Consider the following 24,516-nt stretch of genomic DNA (forward strand, 5'->3'; position numbering starts at 1 on the left):
AAAGCCCAGCATAATCAATAGGTTATGTTGGGCTTTTCTCATTCGGTGGGTCACTTGGTGTGTCACTTCACATGCACAAGTTGCCCCGTCTGTACCTGTCACGTCATGGCGTGTACTACTTAAGAATCATTCGCAATAAACAAAAGTACCGCTGGTCCCTTGGAACCAAGGACTTCAAGCAGGCTAGAATTCATGCACTAGACCTGAACATGAAACTGGCGATGAATGACTTCGACCTGAGCAAAATTAAAAAACTAGACGTTGAGGTAGCACCAAACGGTGCAGTCAGTTTCAGGGACGTGAAGCCCGCTGACGTGGATATTGTGTCCCTAATTATTGAGAAACTGGGACTGACACCCACCCAGTTTAGCCAACTCAGCACCGCTGAATTGGCGTCAAAGTTAGCTGGCAACCCCCATCCCCCAAGCTTGGGGGCTTCCATTGGGAATGTGCCTAACGGCTCTGTCCAAGGACGACGTGCTACGCAAAAAAGTCAGTTGTTTAGTGAGGTTGTAGTTTTATATCTCACTGAAAAGAAAATTGACAACGTGGCAAAAACGCTCTACGACAAAGAACGCACTTACGATGAGTTTAAATCGTTCTTTGGTGATTTAGACATTAATCATTATGCCCCAGAGCAAGCGGTCGCCTACAAGAACCGACTTTTGGCTTTGGGCGGCTCTGCCAGCCAGATTAACGCGAAGACATCATTTCTGCGTTCGTTGTTTGAATACGCCATCAACAATAATCTGTTTTTTGTTGGCAATCCGTTTGAGCGGGTCAAAATCTCAAACAAAGCCAAACTAAAAAAACAAGTTCGGTCTTACAAGCCATTCGAAGATGAGGACCTCAAACTTATTTTTGAGGAACTGAAGTATAGGGCTTTTTTTAAAAAACCAGACTATCATTGGTTGCCATTTTTGAGCTTGTACACCGGTGCTCGCGTTGAAGAACTGGCAAGTTTGAGGCTTGAACAGATTACAAAAATTGACGGCGTTCTTGTGTTTGATATCCAGCATGACGCTGCTAAAAATTCGAATTCTGTTCGAAAAATTCCACTACCCAATATTATCTTGAAATCAACGTTTCTAGAATACGTTGAAAAAGTTAAGGCAACAAAAGCAACGCATCTTTTTCAACACTTGAAAGATGGGAAGAACGGATTTTCTAAAAATATGTCCAGACGTTTTGGCGAATACTTGGACAAACTTGAAATCAAAGACGACAGAAAAGTATTCCATTCTTTCCGAACTACGTTCATCAATTCGATGACCAATCTGAACACACACCCAGCTATTTTGATGGCAATTGTTGGGCATTATGAACAAGGGAAAGTCGACTTTTCATCACCCCACTTCACAAACTACCAGCAGGACAAACCGATGAAGATTCTCAAGGAAGCAATGGATAAATTGACCTTCCCCCTTAAATTGTTTCATTAATTACCCTAAGGGCGCGTGTGCGTGGACGTGCGCGCCCTTGGGGCAAGGAGCACCGGAAACTTGACTTATTGCCTGAATTTCATACCTTGAACCAAAACAGGAGATAGGTATGAAATGGCTTCTCGAATTTTTCGGAAAAATCAAAATTTTGGCTATGAAAATTCATATCACCTCCAAGCTGAGAGGCTTGAGTCCCGATGAGAATGCTTTTGTTGACATGCTTATTTCACTAGAACAAAACGAGGACATAATAGTCGCCCAAGTCAAGGCACTTAGGCTTGGAAAGCAAATTGAGAACCTCAAATACCTTCTAAAAGAGGCTGGGTACGGCGATGGCCAAATAAACGACTTGATTAAACAATACATGCCTGACCTCGCATCGAAAAAGAAGATAGGCGATTTATTGAAATTTATCAAATTGTCTCACCCACCCTCGTAACAATGCACATGAACGACAACCGAATGTCAAAAATTAATCCTGCCAACGAGCAGGATTTTTTTGGCATTCGGAATTGGGGAAAGGGACCAGTCCCATAGGTTTGAATTTGATTTTAGCCTCGCAGAGTCCCCAGACAGGGCCGCGCTTATGGAAACTCGAAGAGTTGGAATAAGCATAGTCGGTCGCTATGCTTGTTGACCATATCCAATAAACCCCTACAATATAAAAGCGGAGATCGTTTTTTAGAGCGCAGCGAAGATAGATTTTCGCCTCACGACACCACACAAAAATAACAACAAGGAGTCAAGAATGGGCTACCAATTCTACCACATTGAAGGCTATGCACGCGAGACTTCAAAGCAGAAGAAAAAAGGCAATTGGAATGCACGCGATATTATTAACGAGGTAAAGCGTAGCCCAGGTGCTTGCGATCACGTTGACAGCCCTGAACCTCCGACATTGCTTTATGGTGTCGCCCCTGAATTTGCGCTGCAAGAGGCAGAAAAATGGGCCGAGCAGGCGACCGATCTTAAAGGTCGAAAATTGCGAAAAGATGCCTCCTGCCTCATGGCTGGTGTCATTAGCCTGCCTCGTGCCGAAGAGCACAAATGGGAAAAATTCAAGCAGTCGTCAATTAAATGGCTTCAACACAAATATGGGGATAGATTGAGGTCTGTCGTTGAACATACCGACGAACCTCACCCCCATATTCATTTCTATGTCGTCCCTCGTATCGGTGAGCGTTTCGAGGTCGTGCATGATGGCATTAGAGCGCGTGAAGAGGCCAAAGCCAACAACGTGGTCAAAGGCAAACAAAATATGGCGTACATAAAGGCAATGCGTGCCCTTCAAAACCAATTTGGCCTTGACGTGGCGTCAAGGTATGGGTTGACTCGTTTGGGACCTAAGCGTCGTCGTTTGACCCGAAAAGAATGGAAAATTGAACAGCAGAATGCTGAGTACAATGGCTTGGTTAATACCCGCCGCATTGAAGCCGAAGCTAAGGGTTATAAGAATGGCGAAAAGAGGGGTTTTAACGATGGTTATAGTAGTGGGGTAGCCAAAGCCTCCAAAACTGGTAAAAAAGCGGGTAATTTTCTTACAGGCATGATGGCTGCCTTGCACCAGCCTACCCAGAAAGCAAAAGAACAAGCTGAAAATTCGGATCAGAAAGCCAAGGAAGAAAAGAAAAGACGACTTGAGGCTGAGGATAAGGCGAAACATGCCAAGAAATTAGCTCAAAGTGAATTTGAAAAACAATATGAGAACGAGTTAGATATGCTTCGCTCCGAAATCCAGAAAAAAGATAGGATTATTGAAAGTCAAGACAAAGACATCGAACGCATAAATAAGGAACTTGCTTCCTATGGCGCAATTTACAGGGCAAACCCTGAAAAACATCGAAAAAATGCAGTTTAAGCATCGCCGTCCTTTTTGCATTCACTACCGTGAATACTTTACCCTACGGGTAAATGTGCTTCGCTAGATCTCCAGTACACCCTTTGTACTAAACTTGTACTTCTAGCTTTGCCCCTATGTAGTAGGTCTTCGCTTCTCTCAGACTACTAATATCGGCAAAGCCTCACCCTACCCGCTGAAAAGCAGGTGGATGGCTTGCCGATATTAGTAGCGACTACACAACCGGACGGAATTAGTTAAGTATTCCTGTTTTGCGGATTCGGTGTCTTAACACACCTTTGAGCCAGGTTCCGCAATCACGCCTCCTGTGTGGCTTTGCTCAAATTCCCATTTTAACCACTTTCACCATAGCAATGGTGTCGCTATCGCCCTTTCCAGTTATCAATGAATTATTCAGTCTTTTCAGTCACTCACCGACTATTTTTACCTGTGCGAGTTTGCGTTAGCAACTTTCCAAATCGTGAGAATTAACTGACGCATAAAAAATTGCTCTGCCTTATCCCCAGCAGAGCAATTTAAATCGAATTCACATTGACAAATTTATCAAAATGATTATTATTAATTTGCTCACGTCGGGGGACGAGACACTTTACCTTAATAAAATTTACGTTTTTGTCAAGGTGATTTAATAAAAAAGCCACCATAGATATGGTGGCTTTTTTATTAGACTACTAACCCAAACGTTCAACTCGCACACCTCCTCGAAAGTTCGCTTTATCCGGATAAGCTATCCATACTGGTATTTTTTTACCAGAAAGCATCGCTAAATATTTTTCTTTCTGTGTAGCAGCCATAGCATGCCCAAGGTATACGCCAGATACTAACGAGGCAGGTATATGGTACTGCTGGGATTCCTTAAAAAACAAACGAAACTCTTTTTCATAAGACCAAGCGACGTTTTTCTGACTAAATAGTTTTCTAATGAGATTGAATAAGTTCTCTTTTTTAAAATCTTCAATGTCCGCATATAACGGAAAATCCGCATATCTCATTGATAATCCACTAATGAGAACCATTGAATTATGAATTTCCCTCAGCTCATAAAAAAATTTACCCGGATCAGGCGCGTTATACTCTATGCACAAACCTTTCCAATTATTCGCATAATGAGCCCACATCAATTGCGATGAATTTTCAGTGCTCAAACAATAAATTCCGAAATTATTGATGTTATGAAAAAAGTCATCGGCCAATTTCTTGGCAGGTGAATTACTCAACTTCTCAATCACCGAGGGATCAAGAAAGTTATTCGGTGCATCCCACGGATCATTCAAACTTGAAAAATTTGATGCGTGTATTTTTTCTTGTTCTAATGTTTTGAAATCTCGATCATTGTGAGCTACATCACCAAGAAATTTGTATAGCACTGTTCCCCCGATAATCAATATCGATATTTATAAAAATTCTCTTAATCTGCTAAATTTTTTTGATAACAATTGAAGCGTCAGCGCCACATGCTTCAAGCCATTCCAGCAACTCAATCACGTCTACGTACTGCTCTCCACGTTCCATCTTTGAGACGTAGCTCTGCCCCTTGCCGAGCCGCTCAGCAAGCTGTAGCTGTGTGAGACCGGCGTCTTTGCGCACTTGCTTCAACGCTCTGCGGACGGACTCGTACCGTTGACCATAGATCATCAGACGATGCTATAGTCTCGTTCAGAATAGTCGATTTGAGACTATTTTTCACCCTATGGGAGAGGACATGAAGGTCTACGAAGGTGAACTTTTGGAAGGTGGCGTGAGTGATACCGATGGGCGCTGGAAGAAATACACCTACTTGAAAATCGGAAGCCAGCAGATTAATAATATCCGAATTGATCCGAAATTTGACCGCATTCTGCATAACCAGATTAATCGTGGCGCAGTGAAGTTGTGGGTGGATCGTTGGTTTTCGAAAGATATTATTATCGGAATTACACAAGCCGATGGACAAACATTCCGCCAAGGAGTTGGTCAGTTTTATTTTCAATTAACTATCCCAGCCGTGATTGGCGTGGTTTGTCTGCTCGTAGGGCTTGCCAGTGGTAGCATTTTGGCAATCCTTCCAGCACTGCTCATGTTGGGTGTCTGCACGGTGCCCCTGAGCTTTATCAACAAAGTTAAAGCGGTGAAGGCTGACCACGTTTATTAGTAAGGGCTTCCATTTCACGAGAAAAAGCACCCTATGGGGTGCTTTTTTATCTGTAAAAATTAACAGGTCGTTGTTCATTGGTGGCGAACGTGAGACACTACGTGTGTCCGTTTTTTTCTTAAACAGACCCGCTTTTTGAGGTAAGGTGTTGATAGAAAAGGGAGTTTTTCAATATTGAAAAAAGCTCCCTGATTCGCCACCAAATTCAAAAGCCCGCAACGCGAAAGTGTTGCGGGCTTTTCCTTTTGCGCGAGCCCGCCACGACGGCGGGCTTCACCGCGCTAGTGCGTCGACCCGCCATTCCCCGCCGGCTTCTGACAAATCACCCCATACCACCCCAACCCCTTATAAGTCTCATACCCCGGCGTGGCCGCGAACGACACCGTGGTGCGGTCGCTGTCCTGGTAGAACCCCACCGCCGCGCCGTTGGTGCGCAACCGGAACGTCTCCTGCAGCACGCCCTGCCCGTCCGAACTGGCGATCACCCGAAACGACGCGTCCACGATCATGCAGCGCGTGCGCGACCACTCCTCGTCGCTGAACCGCACGCCCTTCACCACCGCCAGCGCCTGCGGCGCCCAGTCGAAGAAGATCACCAGCGCACCGAGCACGCGCCCGTCGGCCTGCCCGCCCTCGCGGATCGCGGTGGCGTACGACGCGACCTGCGCGTTCTGCAATTGCGGCATCGTCTCGACGTCGAACGCCACGTAATCGGCGCCGCTCGCGGTGCCCATCGCGGCCTGGAACCAGCGCGCGCCGTTCACCTTCTGCCCGGCCACCGGGTAGGTCGAGGCACGGCCGTTGGCCACCACGGTGCCGTCGGCGTCCACCACCCACAAATCCTTGTAGACGGTGTAGCTGTCGAGAATCACCGACAGCCGCTCGCTCGCATGCCGGCTCAACTCGTCGCTGTCGTAGGTCACGCAATCGACCAGCGCCGAATCGGTGGCCCACCAGCGCACGTCGCAGGATCGCTCGTAGAGGTTGCGGTCGACGATGTCGATCATGTTCAGCGCGAGATCGGCGCAACGCTGGCCGTCGTGCGCGTGCATGCGGTCGATCATGGTGTCGCCGAGCTCGGTCAGGCGCGTCAGCGAGCCGGCCAGCTCCTTGTTGAGAATGTCGGTGATCTCGCCGATGCGCTTGGACACATGCTTGACCTGATTGGCCACGACGGCGAAGCCCTTGCCCGCCTCGCCGGCGCGCGCGGCCTCGATCAGCGCGTTGAGGGCGAGAAAGGTGGTCTCGCGGTTGATGTCGTTGATGTCCCCGATCTTGCCGGTGGCAAGCCTGCGGACTTCATGCGTCAGGTCGACGATTGCGCGTGGATTGGCCATGTGTGTCACCCGTATGTTTTGTGTTGCCTTGCGTGTGCTGCTGTCGGTTTTAAGCAAACAACAGACCAATTTGCACAATTCGATCTCGCATGACCACGGGTGAAACGCGCGCGGCGTCGCTACAGGATTGTATTTACATAGGAAATGTTGGAATCGGCGGCGCGCCGAAAGCACAGCGGGGCCACCGCCGCATCGCGCCAGGCGCGTTGCGCGCCTCAGGCCGGCGGCTCGCAGGCCCGCGAATGGTGCGCACGGCGCACCACGCAAGTGCCGCCACGCCGCTTCCGGCACGACCGGCACGACCGGCACACCGTGCCATCGCCCGCGCCTACACCCGCGCCAACCGCCGCCCGCCTTCGCGCAGCGTCGCGTCATCCTTGCAGAATGCAAGCCGGACGATGCCGGTATTGCGGCGGTCCTGGTAGAAGCTCGCCAGCGGAATTGCGCCGACGCCATGCGTTTTCAGCAGGTCGAACACGAACGCGTTGTCGTCGAGCGTAGACACGCCGTCGAAGCGCGCGAGCATGAAGAAGCTGCCGCCGCACGGCAGCAGCGACAGCCGCGTGCCGGCCATCGATTCGATCAGCAGGTCGCGCTTGGCCTGATAGAACGCGGCCAGGTCGAGATAGCTGCGCGGCGCGGCGAGCATCTGCGCGAGCGCGGCCTGCAGCGGCGCCGGCGCGGAGAACACCACGTACTGATGCACCTTGCGGATCTCGGTGCTCAGTTCGGCCGGCGCGAGGCAATAGCCGACGCGCCAGCCGGTGGCGTGATACGTCTTGCCGAGCGACAGCGCGATCACGCTGCGCTCGGCCAGCTCGGGGTAGCGCGCGAGGCTCAGGTGCTCGCGCCCGTCGTACACCATGTGCTCGTACACCTCGTCCGACAGGATCACGATGTCGGTGCCGCGCGTGATGGCGGCCAGGCGCGCGATGTCGTCGGCGTCGAACGACATGCCGGTGGGGTTGTGCGGCGTGTTGACGATGATCATCCGGGTGCGCGGCGTGACGGCGGCGGCGACTTCGTCCCAGTCGATCCGCAACGTGTCGAGCCGGATGCCGATCGCCACGGGCGTGGCGCCCTGCAGGCGGATCGACGGCTCGTACACCTCGAACGCGGGCTCGAAGAAGATCACCTCGTCGCCGGCATGCACGAGCGCGGCGATGGCCGAATAGATCGCCTCGCTCGCCCCGGCGGTCACGGTGATCTCGCTGTCGGGGTGGTAGCGTGCGCCGTGCAGCCGCTCGGTTTTCTCGGCGATCGCGGCCTTCAGCGGCCCGTAGCCGGCCATCGGTGCGTACTGGTTGAGACCGGCCTGCATGGCCTGCCCGGCGTGAGCGATCAACGCCGGATCGGTCGGAAACGACGGCGCGCCCTGCCAGAGATTCACGGCCTCGTGCCGGGCAGCCAGCTCGGCGATGCTCGAAAACACGGAAATGCCGCTTTGCGGCAGCTTGGTCGCGATTCGGCATGAATGGCGCATTCGGTGAACTCCTGGCTCGATGACGGCGCGCGCGAAGCCGCCGCGCCCGGGGCGCCAAGCTTCGCACAAGGGCCGGCGGCAGGCAACGAAGCGGCCGCGCCCGATGTCCCAGCCGATTGACGATAATTTGGCTCTATCGCACGGGACATCGACACCGCTACGCTGGCGTCATCCCTGTGCCGTGGCGCACCGCCACGGCCTCAACGAACGCCATCGGGAGTGTTTCTCATGAGTCAGACCGTATTCGTGGCCGGCGCGAGCGGCGTGATCGGCCGCGTGCTGGTGCCGTTGCTGGTGGAGGCCGGCTACGCCGTGCATGGCGCGACGCGCCGGGCCGAGCGAGTCGGGCAGATCGCGCAACTCGGCGCGCAGCCGGTGATTGTCGACGTGTTCGATCAGACCGCGTTGACGCGCGAGCTGGAACGCATCGCGCCCGACGCCGTGATCCATCAATTGACCGACCTGCCCGCGGGCCTCGATCCGGCGCAGATGGCGCAGGCGATCGCCAATAACGCCCGCTTGCGCAGCGAAGGCACGCTGAGCCTGGTGCAGGCCGCGCTGGCGGCGGGCTGCCGGCGCATGGTCGCGCAGAGCATCGCCTGGGCCTATGCGCCCGGCGCGCAACCATATGACGAGGATCATCCGCTCGATCTGAATGCCGAGGGCGGCCGGCGCATTTCGGTGGGCGGCGTGGCCGCGCTCGAACAGGCGGTGCTGAACACGCCGCCGCTGCGCGGCGCGGTGCTGCGCTACGGCCGGCTGTACGGCCCCGGCACCGGCGCCGACACGCCGCCGGCCGCGCCGGCAGTGCATGTCGACGATGCGGCGCGCGCCGCCCTGCTCGCGCTGCGCACCGAGGCAGCGGGCGCGTTCAACATCGTCGACGACAACGGCGAGGTGACCAACCGGAAAGCACGGCAGGTGCTGGACTGGACGCCCGGCGCGCACGGCTGAAAGCCAGGGGGAACGGCGGAGGTCGATACGCGGCGGGAAAACCGCGACGAAAAACAAGGCAATAACACGCGGAGAAAAATCACCCCGATCTCAAGCGCGCGGAAACTCCGCGGTCACCGTCAAGCCGCGCCCGTTCGCCCCGTCGTCGAGCCGCAGCGTGGCGCGATGCGCCCGCGCGATCTCGCGCACGATCGCCAGCCCGAGCCCGCTGCCCGGCTGCGGCGAGGCGCGGAAGAACGGCTCGAACACCTTCTCGCGCAGCGCGGCCTCGATGCCCTCGCCCTCGTCGCTGACGCGCAGCCGAATCGTCTCGCCGGCCTCGATCGCGACGGTCACGGTGCCGCCTTCGGGCGAATAGCGGATCGCGTTGTCGACCAGATTGAACACCAGCACCGACAGCAACTGCTCGTTGCCCGACACGGACACCGCGTCGGCATCGGCCAGCGTCGCGACCAGCTCGACGCGGCGGCGCTGCGCGAGCAAGGCCAGTTGCTCGATGGTGCCGGTGGCGATTTCCCGCAGGTCCACGCGCACGCCCGCGTACTGCGCGTAGTCGGCCGCCTCGGCCTGCGCGAGCGTCAGCAACTGGTTGGTCAGCGCGACCAGCAAACGGTTGCTGCGGTCCATCGCCTTGAGCGTGTCGTGCACCTGCTCGGGATCATTCTGCCGGCGTGCGTACTGCAACTGCGTGCCGAGCAGGGTGAGCGGCGTGCGCAACTGGTGCGCGGCGTCGGCGATGAAGCGCCGCTGCATCGCCGTCTGCTTCTCGATGATTTCGAGGCATTGGTTGAACGCGCGCACGATCGGGCGCAGCTCGCTGCGCAGCGGCTCGACGCTCAGGCGTACCGACGAGGTCTGCACGCGCTCGGGCATGCGCCGCGCGAGCCGTGCCAGCGGCCGCAGTTCGAGCGTCAGCCCGAGGCAGACCAGCACCACGGCGATCGTCAGGATGGCGGAGAAATAGAACATCTGCGGGCGCCACAGCGCGAGCACCAGCGCGTCGCGCTGCCGGAGCGTGCGCCCGACCGAGATCACCACGCGGCGCGTCACGCCCGCGTCGTACATCGGCCGGATCACCGACACGGCGCGCACCGGCTCGCCGTTGACCACCGCGTCGTACCAGGTCGGCGACACCTTGGGCACGCTCTGCGGAAAATCGGAGGTGCCGGCGATCATCGGGCCGTCGATCTCCTGCACGCGAAAGAACACCTGATCGGCGCGCGGCGTGCCGAGAATCTCGATCGCGCTCGGCGAAATCGACGCGCTCAGGTCCTTGCCGTCCCAGCCCACGTTGCCGGCCATCACGCGCGCGGCCGACAGCAACACTTCGTCCTGCAGAAGATTCGCGGTATGCCACGCGTTGCTGCGCGTGATCAGCCCGGCCGCGACGATGAACACCGTCATCGGCAACGCGAGCCACAGCAGCAGCCTGACGCGCAGGCTATTCATCGGACGCGCCGTCCTCGAGCAGATAGCCGAGGCCGCGCAGCGTGATGATGGTGGCGGTGCTGCCTTCGAGCTTCTTGCGCAAGCGCGACACGTAGATCTCGATCGCGTCCTCGCTGGTGGGCGCGTCGGCGGCGCTGACCGATTCGGCCAGGGTGGTCTTGGAGACGGTTTTCTTGGCACGCAGGATCAGCGCTTCGAGCACCGCGTGTTCGCGCGGCGTGAGCACCAGCGGCAGGTCGTCGATCGCGAACTGCAGGCGATCCATGTCGTAGACGAGGTTGCCGCAGCGCAGCCGGTTCGAGCGCGACGGCGCCTGCCGCCGCGCCAGCACCTTGATGCGCGCCACCAGCTCGCGCGCATCGAACGGCTTGACGATGTAGTCGTCGGCGCCGGCGCCCAGGCAGATCACCTTCTCGTCGACCGCGCCGGTGGCCGTGAGGATCAGCACCGGGGTGGCGTCGCCGCGCTCGCGCATGCGGCGCAGCACGGTCTTGCCGGAGATGCCGGGCAGGTTCAGGTCGAGCAGCACCACGTCGTAGGTCGACGCGCGCAGCGCATCCTCGGCCGTTTCGCCGCCGCCGACGCGATCGAGCGCGAAGCCGTCGTCCGTCAGCGTCTTCGCCAGCCAGTGCGCCAGCTCCTCATTGTCCTCGACGAGCAACAGCCTCACGCATCCCTCCGAACTTGCCACTACGCGAGCTTGTACTGTTCCCGTGCGGTCTTCGTCCGGTACAGCAGCAGCGTCGCAATCAGGCCGCACACGGCGGCGACACCCATCCACGCACCCGGCGCGGCCTTGTCGCCCGTCGCGTGGATCAGCCAGGTCGAGATCGCCGGCGTGAAGCCGCCGACCATCGTGGCGAGACTATAGGCCATCGAGAAGCCGGTGGTGCGAACGTTCACCGGCATCAGTTCCGTCAGCGCGACGACCATCGCGCCGTTGTACCACGCGTAGAGCAGCGAGAGCCACAGCTCGACGGCCAGCAGCTTGCCGAACGACGGCGAGCCGACCAGCCACTGCATCGCGGGATACGCGGTGAACACGGTCAGCAGCGTGAACGCGAGCATCACCGGGCGGCGGCCGAAGCGGTCCGACACGGCGCCCGAGATCGGCAGCCAGATGAAGTTCGAGATGCCGACGCAGGCCGTCACCAGCAGCGCGTCGAACGACGACATCTTCAGCACGACCTTGCCGAAGGTGGGCGTGTACGCGGTGATCAGGTAGAACGAGGTGGTGGTCATGATCACCAGGCCCATGCCGGCCACGATCAGGCCGAAGTTGGCCAGGATCGCGCGCGTGATCTCGCCGATGCTCGGGTGATGCTTGCGGGCGACGAATTCATCGGACTCCTGCAGGGTGCGGCGGATGTAGAACAGGAACGGCACGATCAGGCAGCCGATCACGAACGGCACGCGCCAGCCCCAACTGGTCATCTCCTGCGCGGGCACGAACGCGTTGAGCAGCACGCCGAGCGAGGCGGCGAACACCACCGCCACCTGCTGGCTGGCCGATTGCCACGAGCAGAAGAAGCCGCGATTGCCCTTGGTGGCGATTTCGGCCAGATAGACCGACACGCCGCCCAGTTCCGCGCCGGCCGAGAAGCCCTGCAGCAGCCGCCCGAACAGCACGATGGCCGGCGCGATCAGGCCGATCGCGTGATAGCTCGGCACGAAGGCCACGCACATGGTGCCGACCGCCATCAACGACAGCGACAGGATCAGGCCCTTGCGGCGGCCGTGACGATCCATGTAGGCGCCAAGCACGATCGCGCCGATCGGACGCATCAGGAAGCCCGCGCCGAACACCGAAAACGCCAGCATCAGCGAGACAAACTCGTTGCCGGCCGGAAAGAACGTCGCCCCGATCGCGGCGGCGTAATAGCCGTACACGGTGAAGTCGTACATTTCCAGGAAGTTGCCGCTGACGGCGCGAAACACCGAACGCGCCCGCGAATCGCGGCGTTCGACGACAGGAGTGGCTGACATGGTGGGAACATCCTCGCGACTGCGTCGCATCGTGCCGCGGCGGCCCGGCGGGCCACCATTGCGGCGTGGTATCTATCTGAACTCGGACGGGCCGCGCACGGCCCGTCTTCAATGAATCCGCATCACCGATTTGCCGAGCTGGCGGCGCTCCTCGAGCGAGGCATGCGCCAGTTCGACGTCGTCGAGCGTGTAGCGCCCGTTGATCTCGATGGTCAGCGCACCTTCGGCCAGCGCCGCGAAGATCTCGTCGGCGCGGCGCTGCACGGTGTCGCCGTCGGCCAGGTGATCGGCCAGGCGCGGGCGCGTCAGGAACAACGAACCGGCCTCGCCCAACTCGTACGGATCGAGATCGTTCAGCGAGCCGGCCACCGCGCCGTAATTCACCACCAGCCCGCGCACGCGGGTGGCGCGGAAGCTGTCGCGCAGCGTCGGGCGGCCCACGGCGTCGAACACCACGTCCACGCCGCGCCCATTGGTCAGCTCGCGCACCCGGTCGGCGAAGCGGCCGTCTTCGTAGAGCATCACGTGATCGGCGCCGTGCGCGCGGGCCACGGCGGCTTTCTCGTCGGTGCTGGTGGTGGCGAACACCGTCGCGCCGCGCCGTTTGGCGAGCTGCACCAGCAACTGGCCGATGCCGCCCGAGGCCGCGTGGACGAGGCAGGTGCTGCCCGCGCCGATATCGGCCACGTCGTCGAGCAGGTAATGCGCGGTCGAGCCCTGGAAGATCGCGGCGGCGGCCACGTCGAGTGCGATCGCATCGGGCAGCCTCGCAAGCCGCGCGGCCGGCACCACCGCGTATTCGGCGTAAGCGCCCCAGGCGATGCACCAGGCCACGCGCTGGCCCGGCGCGAAGCCGGTCACGCCCGCGCCGGCCTTCACGACCTCGCCCGAGCCTTCCATGCCGAGCGTGCACGGAATCCGCACCGGGTACGTGCGCGAATCGCGATACTTGCCCTGGCGCGTGTGGACGTCCATGAAGTTGATGCCCGCATAGGCGACCTTCACCAGCACCTCGCCGGCGCCCGGTTCCGGCACAGCCAGCTCCACGCGCTGCAGCACTTCCGGTCCGCCGTGTCGTTCGATTCGAATCGCTCTCATGCCCGCCTTCACTCCTCAATCATCCGCGCCGCGCCGGCTGCCGCTGGTTTGTGCGGTCAGTGGAACGTGTCGCGCTGCGTGCCGTCGACGAACGCATTCGTGTAGGTACGCGACAAGTCGACGTGCCGGGCCATCAGCCCGCTCCCGTTCGACACCAGAACCTTGAGCACCGTCGCCGGCGCGTCGTCGGGCATGCGCCCGTCCGGAGAAAACGACGGCTTCGCCAGCGCCAGCGCCTTCACGTAGGCCGCGCGATCGGCGCCCACCGCGCTGTCGGGCAACGCATCGGCGATCTGCTGCGCGTCGTGGCCGGCGATGAAACGCAGCGTGCGCGCGAGCGCCCGCACCATCCGCTCGGTTTCGTCGCGATGCGCCAGCACCCAACTGCGCCGCATGTACAGACACGCGCCGACGTAGGTGCCGCCCAGTTGCGCGCGCGTGCCTTCCACGCTGCGCAGATCGACCAGCACGCGCGCCGCGCCGCTCGACAGCAGGCGCGTGGCGGTCGGCTCCTCGACCATGCCGGCGTCGATCGTGCCGTGCGTGATCTCGTCGACGAAACGCGTATCGGCGGCCAGCGGCACCACGGTGTAGTCGCCCGGCGCGATGCCGGCGCGCGTCGTGAGGTAGCGCGTCAGCGCCCAGGTCGACGCGCCGAAGCCGGTCACGCCGAAGCGGCGGCCACGCGCGTCGTCGATCGAGCGCATCGGCTCGCCCGTTTTGGGGCGTGTGGTGGCCAGCTCGGCCAGGCCGGCGGCGCGCACGAACGTGATCACCGACAGCACGTCCTGCCCGCGGCTCTGCAGATCGATCGTGTGATCGTAGAAACCCACTGCGCCCTGCACCGCGCCGGCGATCAGTTCGGTCGAGGTATCGATGCCGGCCGGCACCGACAGCACGCGTACGTCGAGCCCCTCGTCGTGGAAATAGCCGAGCTGCGAGGCAAGCATGGCGGGCATGTAGACGATCTTGGACATCCCGCCGACCATCAATTCGATCGGCTCGGCGCTGGCGGGCGCGGCCACGCCGGCGAGCGCGGCGAGCAGCAGCAGGCGTCCAAGCGGACGACTGAGCGGGCGGACCAGGGAATGCATCGGGATCTGTCTCCTTCTCGCGGCATCCTTGCCGGACGGCTGGCAGTGTCGTGCCGGGCCGTGGCGGGCAGGTGCCGCGTCAACGTTGCCAAGTATAGAAATCCGACGCCTTCTGATTCCCTTCTGCGATTCCGGAGTTTTCTCGGTATTTACCCTCGGCGCGGGGCGGGATCGGGCGGCGGTGCGGGTGGATGGCGAGATTGTGACGTAGGTGGGGGTGGTGCGGATGCGGACGCGGCTGGTGGGCGGTGGAGGGAGGGATGGCGCGCGGCGGAGCACAGGGCGCGAGCGACCAACGGCTGTGGACAAGCCGCGATGGATCGCGCACCAGCCGGGGCGAAATCGAATCGGCAAGCCGAGCCTGTGTGGATAACCGCCGTGCCGGAGGGGCGACGCGGCCGGTTTCCCTTTTAGCGCGCCTCAGGCCAGTTTTGGATATCCAAGCGCCACAGCCTCGTCGGCAAACCGCGCGATCGCGTCGTAAGCACCGACCGGCAGCGTTTCGAAGCGCCGCAGCCGCAACGCCTGCGCCCGCGCCGAGTCAGCCGCCAGCGCCCAATCGAGCGCATCGCGCAGCCACCCGGCCTGGCGCGCGTCGAGCGCATTCGACGCGATCAGCGGCAAGCCCGGCGCACTGGCCGTCGCGCCGATCACGTGCACGGCCGCAATCTGCTCGGGCTGCGCGTCGCGCAGATACGAAAACGTCACGCAATCGATCGCCGCGCAATCGGCGCGCCCGTCGGCCACGGCGGCCAGCGCGAGGCGGTGCGCGCCGAACGGCGTGGCCGACGCGAAGAAGCGGCCGTCGCGCGCGAACGGCGCCACGGCGTGCCGCAGCGCGTTCATGCCGCTGTGCGAATCGTCGCCGTTGTAGGCCGCGCGCAGGCCACGGCAGTCCGCCAGCGTCGTCGCGCCGGCCGCATGCGCGGCGGCCGACACGATCAGCACGCTCGAATACTGCACGCCGCTGCAGCCATCGACATCGAACACCGGCGTGGCGATCGCCTGCGTCACGGCGTTCAGCCCGAGCATGCGGAACGGATAGCCGCAGGTTTGCGACAGCAGCAGATCAGCGCGCCGCCACAGCGGCATCAACTCGCCGAACGGTTCGTCGAGCAGCGTCACCTCGCGCGTGCCGCCCGCGCGCGCGAACGCGTCGAGCGCATCGGCCAGCAACCCGCGCCAGAGCGCGCCGAGGCGCGGCGTGACGTTGTACATCGGCAATCCGGCGACGCGACGGTCCATGCGATGCGGCTCCTCAGAGTGGAAAAAGATGACGACAACGCGGGCCGAGAATGCCCGCCGCACCGACTATAAGGAGGCCTGATCAGCGAAGCAAGCCACCCACCGCCTGATAAGCAAATGCGAATCCATTGATTGGCGCGCGGCCTCTGCTTCGTTAGAGTTTTTGCTTGAACAGGCATCGCCGCCCCCGCACCATGGCCGAATATTTCGACGTAGACCACGCCAACGCGATCCGCGCGCTCGGAACGCGCCTGACCGCGCGCACCGAGTGGCCGACCTGGCTGCTGATCGCGACGATCTACGGCGGCTGGCTCGCGGTGCTGTGGGGCGTGCGCATCGGCACGCTGTCGTTCGCGGCGGCCGTGCCGCTGCTGGTGCCGATCGCCACCTGGCAGATGTCGCTGCAACATGAACTGATGCACGGCCACCCCACCCGCATCGACTGGCTGAACCGGCTGCTCGCCAGCCCGCCGCTGGCGATCTGGTATCCGTATCCGCTCTATCGCGACACGCATCTGGCCCATCACCGCGACGAGGATCTGACCGTGCCCGGCGTGGACCCGGAAGGCAACTACATCCCGCGCGGCCAGTGGGCGGCGCTGCCGCGCTGGCTCAAGGCGCTGTGGGTGCTGCGCAAGACGTTCCTCGGCCGGCTCGTGATCGGGCCGCCGATGAGCGTGGCGGCGATGGCGCTCGACGCGTTCCGCAAGATCCGCCGCGGCGACCGCGCCACGCTGCGCATGTGGCTCGCGCACGGCGTGGCGGTGGCGGCGCTGCTGGCCGCCGTGCAGTGGGCCACCGGCATCGCGTGGTGGGCGTATCTGCTGGCCGTGAGCTGGCCGGCGCTGTCGCTGGCGATGGTGCGCTCGCTGTACGAGCACCGCGCCGCCGTGCATCCGAAGGCACGCATCGTGATCAACGAGGCCGGCTTCGCGATGCGCCTGCTGTTCCTCAACAACAACTACCACCTCGTCCATCACGACCTGCCGGGCCTGCCGTGGTTCGACCTGCCGCGCGCCTACCGGATGCGCCAGGCGGCCTACGCCGAGAAGTGCGGCGGCTTCGTGATTCGCGGCGGTTACCTCGAACTGCTGCGCCGCTACGCCTGGCGGCCGACCGACGCGCCCGAGCATCCATTCCGGCATGCGAGCGCCGCGCTGTCGAACAGCGGCGCGCGCATCGCCGTGATCGACGGCTGCCTGCAGGTCAGCAGCTAGGCTAGACGCGCTCGCGCTGCCCGGAAGCCGAGGCCGAAACAGCCAGCCCCGCCTCGGCCGCATGAGCCGGGGCACGCGCACCCAGCCACCCCACCGCCGCCGCCACCGCGATCGCCAGCCCCCCCGCCACGGCCAGCGCCGCCGCGAACCCGCTCGCGAAACCGCCCGGCGCGGCGGCCGCCACCGCATCGCGCAACCCAGCCGGCAAACCGGCGATCGCATGGGCCGGATCGCCGGCCAGCAGGTCGGACATGAAACCCGCGTCGAGATGCGGCAGCGCAGCCGGATACGCGGCGAGCGCGCCGGCCAGCGCCGTATGGGTGCGCGCGGCCAGCACCGCGCCGAGCACGCCGATCGACGTGACGATCGCCGCGAAGCGCGTGGTGGTGCTGATGCCCGACGCCATGCCGGTCCGTTCGGCCGGCACGCAGGCCATGATCGCCTTCTGCGTGTCGCCGTTCAGCACGCCCGCGCCGAGGCCGGTGACGATCATGCCGAGCGCCACCCAGCCATAGCCGGCCGCCGAGGCCACCGCCGCCGTCAGCAGATTGCCCGCGCCGACCAGCACCAGCCCCGCCACCAGCATCGGCGAGCCGGCGCGACGCCGCGCGAGCCACGCGCCGAGGTACGGCCCGGCCACCATCGCCACCGCGAACGGCAGCATGCCGACACCGGCCCGCACCGCCGGCCAGCCGAACGCGTTTTGCAGATAGAGCGGCAGGAACGTCATCATCACCTGCGCGCAGGCCGCATAGCCGGCCATGCCGAGCACGGCGGCCACGAAGCGCGGCTGCGCGAACAGCGCGAGATCGATCATCGCGTGATCGCGGCGGCGCTCGACCTGCACGAACACCAGCAGCAGCAGCACGCAGATCGCGGCGCGCAGCAGCGTGGCCGTGCCGGCCCAGCCGTCGTCCTGGGTGCCGATCAGCGCCCAGATCCCGCTCGCCAGGCCGCCGCCGAACAGCGCGCTGCCGAGCGCGTCCACGCGCTTGGCCTGCGCATGGCGCGATTCGCCCACCGCGCGCCACGCGCACATCAACAGCACCGCGCACACCGGCAGGTTCAGCAGGAAGATCCAGCGCCAGCCGATCCACTGCGAGATCACGCCGCCCACCAGGGGCGCGACGGTGGCCGCGATGCCCATCGTCATGCCCCAGATCGCCCAGGCCCGCGCGCGTTCCCTCGGCTGCGGGAACGCGTTGGCGATCACGGCCAGCGCCGACGTGAGCAGCATCGCCGCGCCGACGCCCTTGGCAGCCCGCGCCAGATTCAGGAACAGCACGGTGGGCGCCAGCCCGCACGCCAGCGAAGCCGCCGCGAACGCCAGCAGGCCGAGCAGCATCATGCGCTTGCGGCCGTAGCGGTCGGCCAGCGCGCCCATCGGCAACAGGCACGACGCGAACGACACCATGTAGGCGCTGACCACCCATTCGGCGTCGGCGAAGCCGGCATGGAACGCGCGCGCGATCGACGGCAGCGACACGGCGACGATATTGGTGTCGAGCGTGATCAGCGCGCAGGTGGCCGACGCAGTGGCCAGCAGAAAGCCGGGCGACGCGCGACGCGGCGGCGGCTCCGATACACGAGCGCCGGCCGCCGCCGCGCCTCCGGGCTGAGTCGAACTGTCCGCTGCCTGCTGCCTGCCCATCGCATCGCTCCTTGATTCGGGTTACCGACGGTCGAAATGCTAGCGACGCCCGTATTTCCAGTCGATGCCATAAAATCGCAACTTCATTCACGAATTTGTTAACAGCCGCCGTGAAGCTCGAACTCCGTCATATCCGCAGCGTGCTGGCCGTCGCCGAGCATCTGCACTTCGCGCGCGCAGCCGATTCGCTCGGCATCGCGCCGCCCTCGCTGACCAAGCTGGTTCAGGAAGCCGAAAGCATGTTGCAGTTCCGGCTGTTCCACCGCACGCGCCGCTCGGTGGCGCTGACGGCGGCCGGCAGCGCCTATCTGCCCGAAGCGGCTCGTGCGCTGGCCGCGCTGGCGCGCGCCCACGAGCTGGGCCAGCGCGCCGAGCGCGGCGAAATCGGCCGGATCCGGATCGGCTACGTCGGCTCGGCCGCGTTCACGGGCGTCATGCAACAGGCCGTGATCGGCTTTCGCGCGCTGCATCCGCTGCTCGACGTTCAGGTGACCGAACAGCCGCTCGACACGATCCCCGCCATGCTCGACGACGGCCGGCTCGACCTCGCCTACGTGCGCCCGCCGGTGGCCTGCCCGGACGGCCTGCAGGCGGTGCGCGTGCACGCCGACGAGTTCGTGGTGGCGCTGCCCGAGCATTCGCCGCTGACCGCGTTCGAGCGGATCGCGCCGCGCCAGTTGCGCGACGCGCGCTTCACCGTGCCCGAGCAGGAAGGCGGCACGCTGGAAGTCGCACGGCGCGGGCGCTTCGCGCCGCAGATCGAATCGCGGCCGGGGCGGCTGGTGGAGGTGATCGCGCGCGTCTCGCTCGGCGACACGGTCGGCATCGTGCCGCGCGCCGTGTTCGACTGCGTGCGCCTGCCGGGCGTGGTCTGCCGCCCGCTGGCCGGCAAGCCGGTAGCCTCCGAGATCGCGCTGCTGTTCCGCCGCCACGAGCGCTCGCAGGCGGTGCGCGCGTTCCTGCGCCACGCGCGCGGCGAGGCCTGAGCGCGCCGCGTCGGACGCACGCCACGCCTGCGTACTCCACTTGTTCGGCGGGCCGCCGCGCGCTTATCATCGTGCGAAACCCGCCGCGCCGCCGAGGCGCGCCGCCACACCTATATTCGACCATCGATGCTCGCGCTCCTGTTGCTGATACCGCTCCTTGCCGGCCTGATTGCCGGCGCCCGGGACGGCGTGTTGTCGGGTCTGGCCGCCGGGGCGGCCGCAACCGTCCTCGAATTGCTGCTGCTGTTCATCGCCGGCGTGGTCGCGAAACGGCGCGAGACGAAACGGCAGGCTGCCGCCGCGCTGCGCGAGGCCGAAAACGGCCCGTTGCCGGAGGCCTCGGCGGCGTCCGCCGACAACGCGACCAACCCCGCCCCGCACGCCCACGCAGCCGAAGCGAACGCCGCCTACCCGACCGACGCCCCGCCACCCAACCAGCTCACCGCGTTCCGCGCACGCCGCTTCGGCGATCGCACCCGCCCGATCGACCTGCTGCCCGCCCCGCTCGGCGCCCGCTCGGCCTGGCCGCAGCTCGACGACGGCCAATGGCTGCCCGGCTATCTCGGCGCCTACGCCTGCTATCAGCGCATCTTCATCGACACCGACGCGCGCGCCACTTCGGCAGCCGTCGTGTTCCGCCAGTTGTACGACGGCCTGCGCGGCGTGTGCGAGCAGCACATCGAGGTCGAATCGAACGTCGCCGAAGCCTTGCCCGAGATCGCGCCGCTCGACGACCTGCCCGAACACTTCAACGCGCGGCATCGCGCCGACGACACGCTGTTCGTCGCGTTTCGCAGCCGCGACGCCGAATGGGCCGGCTTCCGGCTCGGCCGCGACAGCTTCCGCTTTCCGCTCGACCGGCTGGCCGGCTTCTCGCTGAACGTCGGCATCCCGGCGCGCGGGCCGGGCGGCTACGAAATCGAGGCGATCTTCGACCGCCCGCATCGCGACACCGAGGCCGATTCGGAATGGCAGCGCCACGGCAGCGCGTTCCAGCCGTCGCTGCCCTACGCGGATCGCCATTCGTTCGCACTGCTTCAGGCGCTGACCCACATCGCGCAATTGTTCGACGTGCGGATCGTCTGCTCGACCTTCTCGGACTGCTGACGATCGGCGGGCGCGGGCACGGCGTGTTTGCCGATCGGCACGCCGCCACCGAAGCGCCGCACTGATCCGACGAAACGCCTCGCGGCACGCTAAATCCGCCCCCAATTGCCCGCTCGGGCTACCCGCCAGACGCGTATTCGCACGTCAAGTTCTCCGTAACGATCGGCCGGTTGCATCGGCGTCACAGTCGCCGATTTTCTGTGCCACGACGCGCATCATTCAGGACTACACTGCATCCAGTGCGGCGCTCGGGGGTCGGACGATTTGCGCCGCGGGGAGATGCCATGAATCGGCCCGTGATCCGGATCTCGCTGCGCGACTCCGCACCCGTACCGGTGTGGAAACGCGTCAAATGGTTGCTCATCGCGGCCGTGCTGATCGCACTGGTCGTGGTGGTACGGCTTTTCCAGATCGAATTCGCGACCTCGCGCTGGCAGGCCCGCTACCTTTCCTCGGTGGCGAGCGACGTCGGCTACACGGTCGGCGACGGCCCGAGCGACAGCATCCGCTATCCGCTGAACGGCCCCTACGACACCCGCCTCGGCTATGCGCTGCTGCCGTCCATCGAGCAACGGCTCGCGGCGCGCGGCTACGCCATCGAGGCCCAGGCGCGCGGCTCCGAGCGCCTGCTCGCGCTGGCCGACCAGGGCCTGTTCCCGCCGTACGACGAAAAAGACCAGGCCGGCCTCACGCTGCGCGACGCGACCGGCGCGCCGATCTTCGACGCCACCTTCCCACACCGCGTCTACCTCGATTTCGATGCGATCCCGCCGCTGATCGTGCGCTCGCTGCTGTTCATCGAGGATCGCTACCTGCTCGACCCCGACGCACCGAACCGCAACCCCGCGATCGACTGGCGGCGCTTCGGCCGCGCGCTGTCCGATCAGGCGCTGCGCTTCGTCAATCCGCATCAGGCCGCGCCGGGCGGCAGCACGCTCGCCACGCAGATCGAAAAGTTCCGCCACTCGCCCGACGGCCGCACCGCCAAGCCCGCCGAGAAGCTCCGGCAGATCGCCTCGGCCTCGGTGCGCGCCTATCTCGACGGCCCGCAAACCTTGCCCGCGCGCCGCCAGATCGTGGTGCGCTATTTGAATTCCGTACCGCTCGCGGCGCGCGCCCACATGGGCGAGGTAACCGGCATCGGCGACGGCCTCGCCGCCTGGTACGGCCGCGATTTCACCGACGTGAACCGGATCCTCTCCGCGCCGAGCACGGCCGCGAACCTGCCCGAGCAGGCCGAAGCCTATCGCGAGGTGCTGTCGCTGCTGATCGCGCAGCGCGCGCCGTCGTTCTTCCTGAACCGCGGCTACGCCGACCTGCAAAAACTGACCGACAGCTACCTGCGCCTGCTCGCCACCGAGGGCGCGATCACACCGGCGCTGCGCGACGCCGCGCTGGCCGCGCAGATCGACAAGCATCCGCCGCCCGCGCTGCCGGCCGAAACGTCCTACGTCGCGCGCAAAGCGATCACCTCCACGCGCTCGCGGCTGATCGGCGCGCTCGGGCTGTCGAGCGTCTACCAGCTCGACCGGCTCGACCTCGACGCCACCGTCACGCTCGACAACGCGGTGCAGCAGGCGGTGGCCGACAAGCTCGCCGCCATCACCACCCGCGACGGCGCGCGCGAGGCCGGCCTGATCGGCTTCCAGATGCTGCGGCCCGGCGACGATCCGTCGAAGATCGCCTACAGCTTCACGCTCTACGAACGCCAGGGCGGCGCGAACCTGCTGCGCGTGCAGACCGACAGCGTCGATCAGCCGTTCGACGTCAATCGCGGCGCGCGCCTGAACCTCGGCTCCACGGCCAAGCTGCGCACGGTGGTGACCTACCTGCAGATCGTGTCGCAGTTGCACCGCGATTACGCCGACCAGCCCACCGAGGCGCTCAAGCGCGTGCAGCCCGACCCGCAGGACGCGCTGTCGCGCTGGGCGCTCGACTATCTGATCGCCGCGCGCGACCGCTCGCTGCCGGCCATGCTCGACGCCGCGCTGGAGCGCAAGTATTCGGCCTCGGCCGGCGAGACGTTCTACACCGGCGGCGGCGCGCAAACCTTCACCAATTTCGACAAGAGCGAAAACGGCCAGATCCTGACGCTGCGCCTCGCGTTCCGCAACTCGGTGAACCTGGTGTTCGTGCGCCTGATGCGCGACATCGTCCGCTACGAAATGGTCAGGACGACTGGCGTGTCGGCGCAATGGCTCAACGATCCCGAACTGCGCGCGCACTACCTCGGGCAATTCGTCGACCAGGAAAGCCGCGTGTACGTGAAGCGCTTCTATACGAAATACGCGGGCAAGCCGCCCGACGACGCGCTCGCGCTGATGCTGAAGACGGTGCGCAAGTCGCCGCCGAAGGTGGCCACCGTGCTGCGCAGCGTGGCGCCCGACGCGCCGCGCCCGTGGTTCGACGCCACCATGCGCACGACGCTGAAGGGCACGCCGGCCGCCGGGCTGTCCGACGACGACCTGGCCACGCTCTACGCGAAATACGGCGCCGACCGCTTCAGCCTCAACGATCGCGGCTATATCGCGAGCGTGCATCCGCTGGCGCTCTGGACGCTGGCCTACCTGCGCGCGCATCCCGATGCGCCGCTCGACACGGTGCAGACGGCCAGCCACGACGTGCGCATCGCGTCCTACGCCTGGCTCTACAAGACGAAATACCACGCCACCCAGGATCGCCGGATTCGCCGCATGGTCGAGCTGCGCGCCTACGATGCGATCGGCAAGTCGTGGCAGGCGCTCGGCTATCCGTTCGCCGCGCTCACACCGTCGTACGCGGCGGCGATCGGCGCGTCGGGCGACCAACCCGATTCGTTGGCACGCCTGATCGGCCTGATCGGCAACCACGGCGCGCAGATGCCGACCGAGAGCATCGTGCGGCTCGACTTCGCCAAGGACACGCCGTACGAAACGCGCTTCGTGCACACGGGCACGCCGCCGCATCAACTGGTGTCGCCCGAGATCGCCGCCGCCGTGCAGCCGATGCTGCGCGACGTGGTGGCGAACGGCACGGCCAAGCGGCTCGCGCAGGGCCTGAGCTTCCCCGACGGCAAGACGCTCGACGTCTACGGCAAGACCGGCACCGGCGACCAGCGCTTCAACGTGTACGCACCCGGTGCGCGGCTGATCGAATCGCGCAAGGTGAACCGCAGCGCGACGTTCGTGTTCGGCATCGGCGACCGGTTCTTCGGGGTCCTGACGGCCAACGCGCACGAGCCGTATGCGGCTCGCTACGAATACACCAGCGCGCTGGCGGTGCAGTTGCTGAAATCGCTGGCGCCGGCGCTGCAACCGCTGGTCGATACGCCGGCCGGAACGCGCGAGGCGGGAGCGAAGCCGGCGCAGGCCGGCAAGCCGCAGGCTTCGCCGGCCGCGGCGGCCGAAACCGCCACGGTGGCCACGGCGAAGCACGGCTGAATCGAACGAATCCGGAACCCGAAACGCACGCGGGGCGGCGGCCCGTCAAGGACCACCGC

At 63.3% G+C, this 24,516-nt stretch carries 20 protein-coding genes; 9 read left to right on the plus strand and 11 right to left on the minus strand.

Annotated features, from left to right (window positions below; all coding sequences use genetic code 11):
- The first annotated feature begins 71 nt into the window (after positions 1 to 71).
- The 3 genes from AB4850_RS29800 to AB4850_RS29810 all read left to right on the plus strand — a co-directional run bounded on the left by AB4850_RS29800 (position 72) and on the right by AB4850_RS29810 (position 3,300).
- Positions 72 to 1,442: a site-specific integrase gene (locus AB4850_RS29800; RefSeq protein ID WP_414443000.1), complete on the plus strand. Its 1,371-nt coding sequence runs from the start codon at positions 72 to 74 to the stop codon at positions 1,440 to 1,442.
- 109 nt (positions 1,443 to 1,551) lie between these two features.
- Positions 1,552 to 1,881, plus strand: coding sequence for a hypothetical protein (locus AB4850_RS29805; RefSeq protein ID WP_414443001.1), 330 nt, complete (start codon positions 1,552 to 1,554; stop codon positions 1,879 to 1,881).
- A gap of 309 nt (positions 1,882 to 2,190) precedes the next feature.
- Entirely contained in the window at positions 2,191 to 3,300 is a 1,110-nt protein-coding gene (locus AB4850_RS29810; RefSeq protein ID WP_414443002.1) for a relaxase/mobilization nuclease domain-containing protein, read from the plus strand.
- Positions 3,301 to 3,971: 671 nt separating this feature from the next.
- On the opposite strand, the gene AB4850_RS29815 is transcribed toward AB4850_RS29810, so the two are convergent.
- Both AB4850_RS29815 and AB4850_RS29820 read right to left on the minus strand, forming a co-directional pair.
- Positions 3,972 to 4,667 carry a DUF2971 domain-containing protein gene (locus AB4850_RS29815; RefSeq protein WP_414443003.1) on the minus strand — a complete coding sequence of 232 codons (696 nt, stop codon included), beginning with the start codon at positions 4,665 to 4,667 and terminating at the stop codon, positions 3,972 to 3,974.
- A 49-nt stretch (positions 4,668 to 4,716) separates the two neighbouring features.
- Positions 4,717 to 4,935, minus strand: coding sequence for a helix-turn-helix domain-containing protein (locus AB4850_RS29820; RefSeq protein ID WP_414443004.1), 219 nt, complete (start codon positions 4,933 to 4,935; stop codon positions 4,717 to 4,719).
- 67 nt (positions 4,936 to 5,002) lie between these two features.
- On the opposite strand from AB4850_RS29820, the gene AB4850_RS29825 reads away from it, so the two are divergent.
- Positions 5,003 to 5,431, plus strand: a complete 429-nt coding sequence (locus AB4850_RS29825; protein ID WP_414443005.1) for a hypothetical protein — start codon at positions 5,003 to 5,005, stop codon at positions 5,429 to 5,431.
- 281 nt (positions 5,432 to 5,712) lie between these two features.
- Here the strand turns inward: AB4850_RS29825 and AB4850_RS29830 are convergent, their stop codons facing one another.
- Complete coding sequence (locus AB4850_RS29830; RefSeq protein WP_414443006.1) at positions 5,713 to 6,768, minus strand: methyl-accepting chemotaxis protein; 1,056 nt, start codon at positions 6,766 to 6,768, stop codon at positions 5,713 to 5,715.
- A 328-nt stretch (positions 6,769 to 7,096) separates the two neighbouring features.
- The gene (locus tag AB4850_RS29835; protein WP_414443007.1) at positions 7,097 to 8,251 is read right to left on the minus strand and encodes a methionine aminotransferase; all 1,155 of its coding nucleotides are present in this window, start codon (positions 8,249 to 8,251) and stop codon (positions 7,097 to 7,099) included.
- Between the two features lie 228 nt (positions 8,252 to 8,479).
- On the opposite strand from AB4850_RS29835, the gene AB4850_RS29840 reads away from it, so the two are divergent.
- The gene (locus AB4850_RS29840; RefSeq protein WP_414443008.1) at positions 8,480 to 9,205 is read left to right on the plus strand and encodes an NAD-dependent epimerase/dehydratase family protein; all 726 of its coding nucleotides are present in this window, start codon (positions 8,480 to 8,482) and stop codon (positions 9,203 to 9,205) included.
- A gap of 90 nt (positions 9,206 to 9,295) precedes the next feature.
- Here AB4850_RS29840 and AB4850_RS29845 read toward each other — a convergent pair whose 3' ends face one another.
- The 6 genes from AB4850_RS29845 to AB4850_RS29870 all read right to left on the minus strand — a co-directional run bounded on the left by AB4850_RS29845 (position 9,296) and on the right by AB4850_RS29870 (position 16,077).
- Positions 9,296 to 10,654, minus strand: coding sequence for a sensor histidine kinase (locus AB4850_RS29845; protein ID WP_414443009.1), 1,359 nt, complete (start codon positions 10,652 to 10,654; stop codon positions 9,296 to 9,298).
- Positions 10,647 to 11,324 carry a response regulator gene (locus tag AB4850_RS29850; RefSeq protein ID WP_414443010.1) on the minus strand — a complete coding sequence of 226 codons (678 nt, stop codon included), beginning with the start codon at positions 11,322 to 11,324 and terminating at the stop codon, positions 10,647 to 10,649. The genes AB4850_RS29845 and AB4850_RS29850 overlap by 8 nt, the downstream gene beginning before the upstream one ends.
- Positions 11,325 to 11,344: 20 nt before the next feature.
- Entirely contained in the window at positions 11,345 to 12,640 is a 1,296-nt protein-coding gene (locus AB4850_RS29855; protein ID WP_414443011.1) for an MFS transporter, read from the minus strand.
- A 108-nt stretch (positions 12,641 to 12,748) separates the two neighbouring features.
- Entirely contained in the window at positions 12,749 to 13,738 is a 990-nt protein-coding gene (locus AB4850_RS29860; RefSeq protein WP_414443012.1) for a quinone oxidoreductase family protein, read from the minus strand.
- A 56-nt stretch (positions 13,739 to 13,794) separates the two neighbouring features.
- Positions 13,795 to 14,832 carry an ABC transporter substrate-binding protein gene (locus AB4850_RS29865; protein ID WP_414443013.1) on the minus strand — a complete coding sequence of 346 codons (1,038 nt, stop codon included), beginning with the start codon at positions 14,830 to 14,832 and terminating at the stop codon, positions 13,795 to 13,797.
- A gap of 420 nt (positions 14,833 to 15,252) precedes the next feature.
- A complete protein-coding gene (locus tag AB4850_RS29870; RefSeq protein ID WP_414443014.1) occupies positions 15,253 to 16,077 on the minus strand; it encodes a phosphate/phosphite/phosphonate ABC transporter substrate-binding protein in 825 nt (274 codons plus the stop codon).
- 194 nt (positions 16,078 to 16,271) lie between these two features.
- Between AB4850_RS29870 and AB4850_RS29875 the strand changes: the two genes are divergently transcribed.
- A complete protein-coding gene (locus tag AB4850_RS29875) occupies positions 16,272 to 17,294 on the plus strand; it encodes a fatty acid desaturase (protein ID WP_414443015.1) in 1,023 nt (340 codons plus the stop codon).
- A 1-nt stretch (position 17,295) separates the two neighbouring features.
- Here the strand turns inward: AB4850_RS29875 and AB4850_RS29880 are convergent, their stop codons facing one another.
- Positions 17,296 to 18,945 carry an MFS transporter gene (locus tag AB4850_RS29880; RefSeq protein WP_414443016.1) on the minus strand — a complete coding sequence of 550 codons (1,650 nt, stop codon included), beginning with the start codon at positions 18,943 to 18,945 and terminating at the stop codon, positions 17,296 to 17,298.
- Positions 18,946 to 19,055: 110 nt separating this feature from the next.
- Here AB4850_RS29880 and AB4850_RS29885 point away from each other — a divergent pair, with 110 nt between their 5' ends.
- The 3 genes from AB4850_RS29885 to AB4850_RS29895 all read left to right on the plus strand — a co-directional run bounded on the left by AB4850_RS29885 (position 19,056) and on the right by AB4850_RS29895 (position 24,457).
- Entirely contained in the window at positions 19,056 to 19,931 is an 876-nt protein-coding gene (locus AB4850_RS29885; RefSeq protein WP_414443017.1) for a LysR family transcriptional regulator, read from the plus strand.
- A gap of 126 nt (positions 19,932 to 20,057) precedes the next feature.
- Positions 20,058 to 21,038, plus strand: coding sequence for a hypothetical protein (locus AB4850_RS29890; RefSeq protein WP_414443018.1), 981 nt, complete (start codon positions 20,058 to 20,060; stop codon positions 21,036 to 21,038).
- Between the two features lie 284 nt (positions 21,039 to 21,322).
- The gene (locus AB4850_RS29895) at positions 21,323 to 24,457 is read left to right on the plus strand and encodes a transglycosylase domain-containing protein (RefSeq protein WP_414443019.1); all 3,135 of its coding nucleotides are present in this window, start codon (positions 21,323 to 21,325) and stop codon (positions 24,455 to 24,457) included.
- Positions 24,458 to 24,516 lie beyond the last annotated feature (59 nt).

The organism is Burkholderia sp. 22PA0106 (genome assembly GCF_047497155.1).
Lineage (GTDB): Bacteria > Pseudomonadota > Gammaproteobacteria > Burkholderiales > Burkholderiaceae > Burkholderia.

What these genes read in the sequence shown, in the direction of transcription:
- AB4850_RS29800 (WP_414443000.1), top strand. Translation starts at nt 72, where the DNA reads ATGCACAAGTTGCCCCGTCTGTACCTGTCACGTCATGGCGTGTACTAC.
- AB4850_RS29805 (WP_414443001.1), top strand. Translation starts at nt 1,552, where the DNA reads ATGAAATGGCTTCTCGAATTTTTCGGAAAAATCAAAATTTTGGCTATG.
- AB4850_RS29810 (WP_414443002.1), top strand. Translation starts at nt 2,191, where the DNA reads ATGGGCTACCAATTCTACCACATTGAAGGCTATGCACGCGAGACTTCA.
- AB4850_RS29820 (WP_414443004.1), bottom strand. Translation starts at nt 4,935, where the DNA reads ATGATCTATGGTCAACGGTACGAGTCCGTCCGCAGAGCGTTGAAGCAA.
- AB4850_RS29825 (WP_414443005.1), top strand. Translation starts at nt 5,003, where the DNA reads ATGAAGGTCTACGAAGGTGAACTTTTGGAAGGTGGCGTGAGTGATACC.
- AB4850_RS29830 (WP_414443006.1), bottom strand. Translation starts at nt 6,768, where the DNA reads ATGGCCAATCCACGCGCAATCGTCGACCTGACGCATGAAGTCCGCAGG.
- AB4850_RS29835 (WP_414443007.1), bottom strand. Translation starts at nt 8,251, where the DNA reads ATGCGCCATTCATGCCGAATCGCGACCAAGCTGCCGCAAAGCGGCATT.
- AB4850_RS29840 (WP_414443008.1), top strand. Translation starts at nt 8,480, where the DNA reads ATGAGTCAGACCGTATTCGTGGCCGGCGCGAGCGGCGTGATCGGCCGC.
- AB4850_RS29845 (WP_414443009.1), bottom strand. Translation starts at nt 10,654, where the DNA reads ATGAATAGCCTGCGCGTCAGGCTGCTGCTGTGGCTCGCGTTGCCGATG.
- AB4850_RS29855 (WP_414443011.1), bottom strand. Translation starts at nt 12,640, where the DNA reads ATGTCAGCCACTCCTGTCGTCGAACGCCGCGATTCGCGGGCGCGTTCG.
- AB4850_RS29860 (WP_414443012.1), bottom strand. Translation starts at nt 13,738, where the DNA reads ATGAGAGCGATTCGAATCGAACGACACGGCGGACCGGAAGTGCTGCAG.
- AB4850_RS29865 (WP_414443013.1), bottom strand. Translation starts at nt 14,832, where the DNA reads ATGCATTCCCTGGTCCGCCCGCTCAGTCGTCCGCTTGGACGCCTGCTG.
- AB4850_RS29870 (WP_414443014.1), bottom strand. Translation starts at nt 16,077, where the DNA reads ATGGACCGTCGCGTCGCCGGATTGCCGATGTACAACGTCACGCCGCGC.
- AB4850_RS29875 (WP_414443015.1), top strand. Translation starts at nt 16,272, where the DNA reads ATGGCCGAATATTTCGACGTAGACCACGCCAACGCGATCCGCGCGCTC.
- AB4850_RS29880 (WP_414443016.1), bottom strand. Translation starts at nt 18,945, where the DNA reads ATGGGCAGGCAGCAGGCAGCGGACAGTTCGACTCAGCCCGGAGGCGCG.
- AB4850_RS29890 (WP_414443018.1), top strand. Translation starts at nt 20,058, where the DNA reads ATGCTCGCGCTCCTGTTGCTGATACCGCTCCTTGCCGGCCTGATTGCC.
- AB4850_RS29895 (WP_414443019.1), top strand. Translation starts at nt 21,323, where the DNA reads ATGAATCGGCCCGTGATCCGGATCTCGCTGCGCGACTCCGCACCCGTA.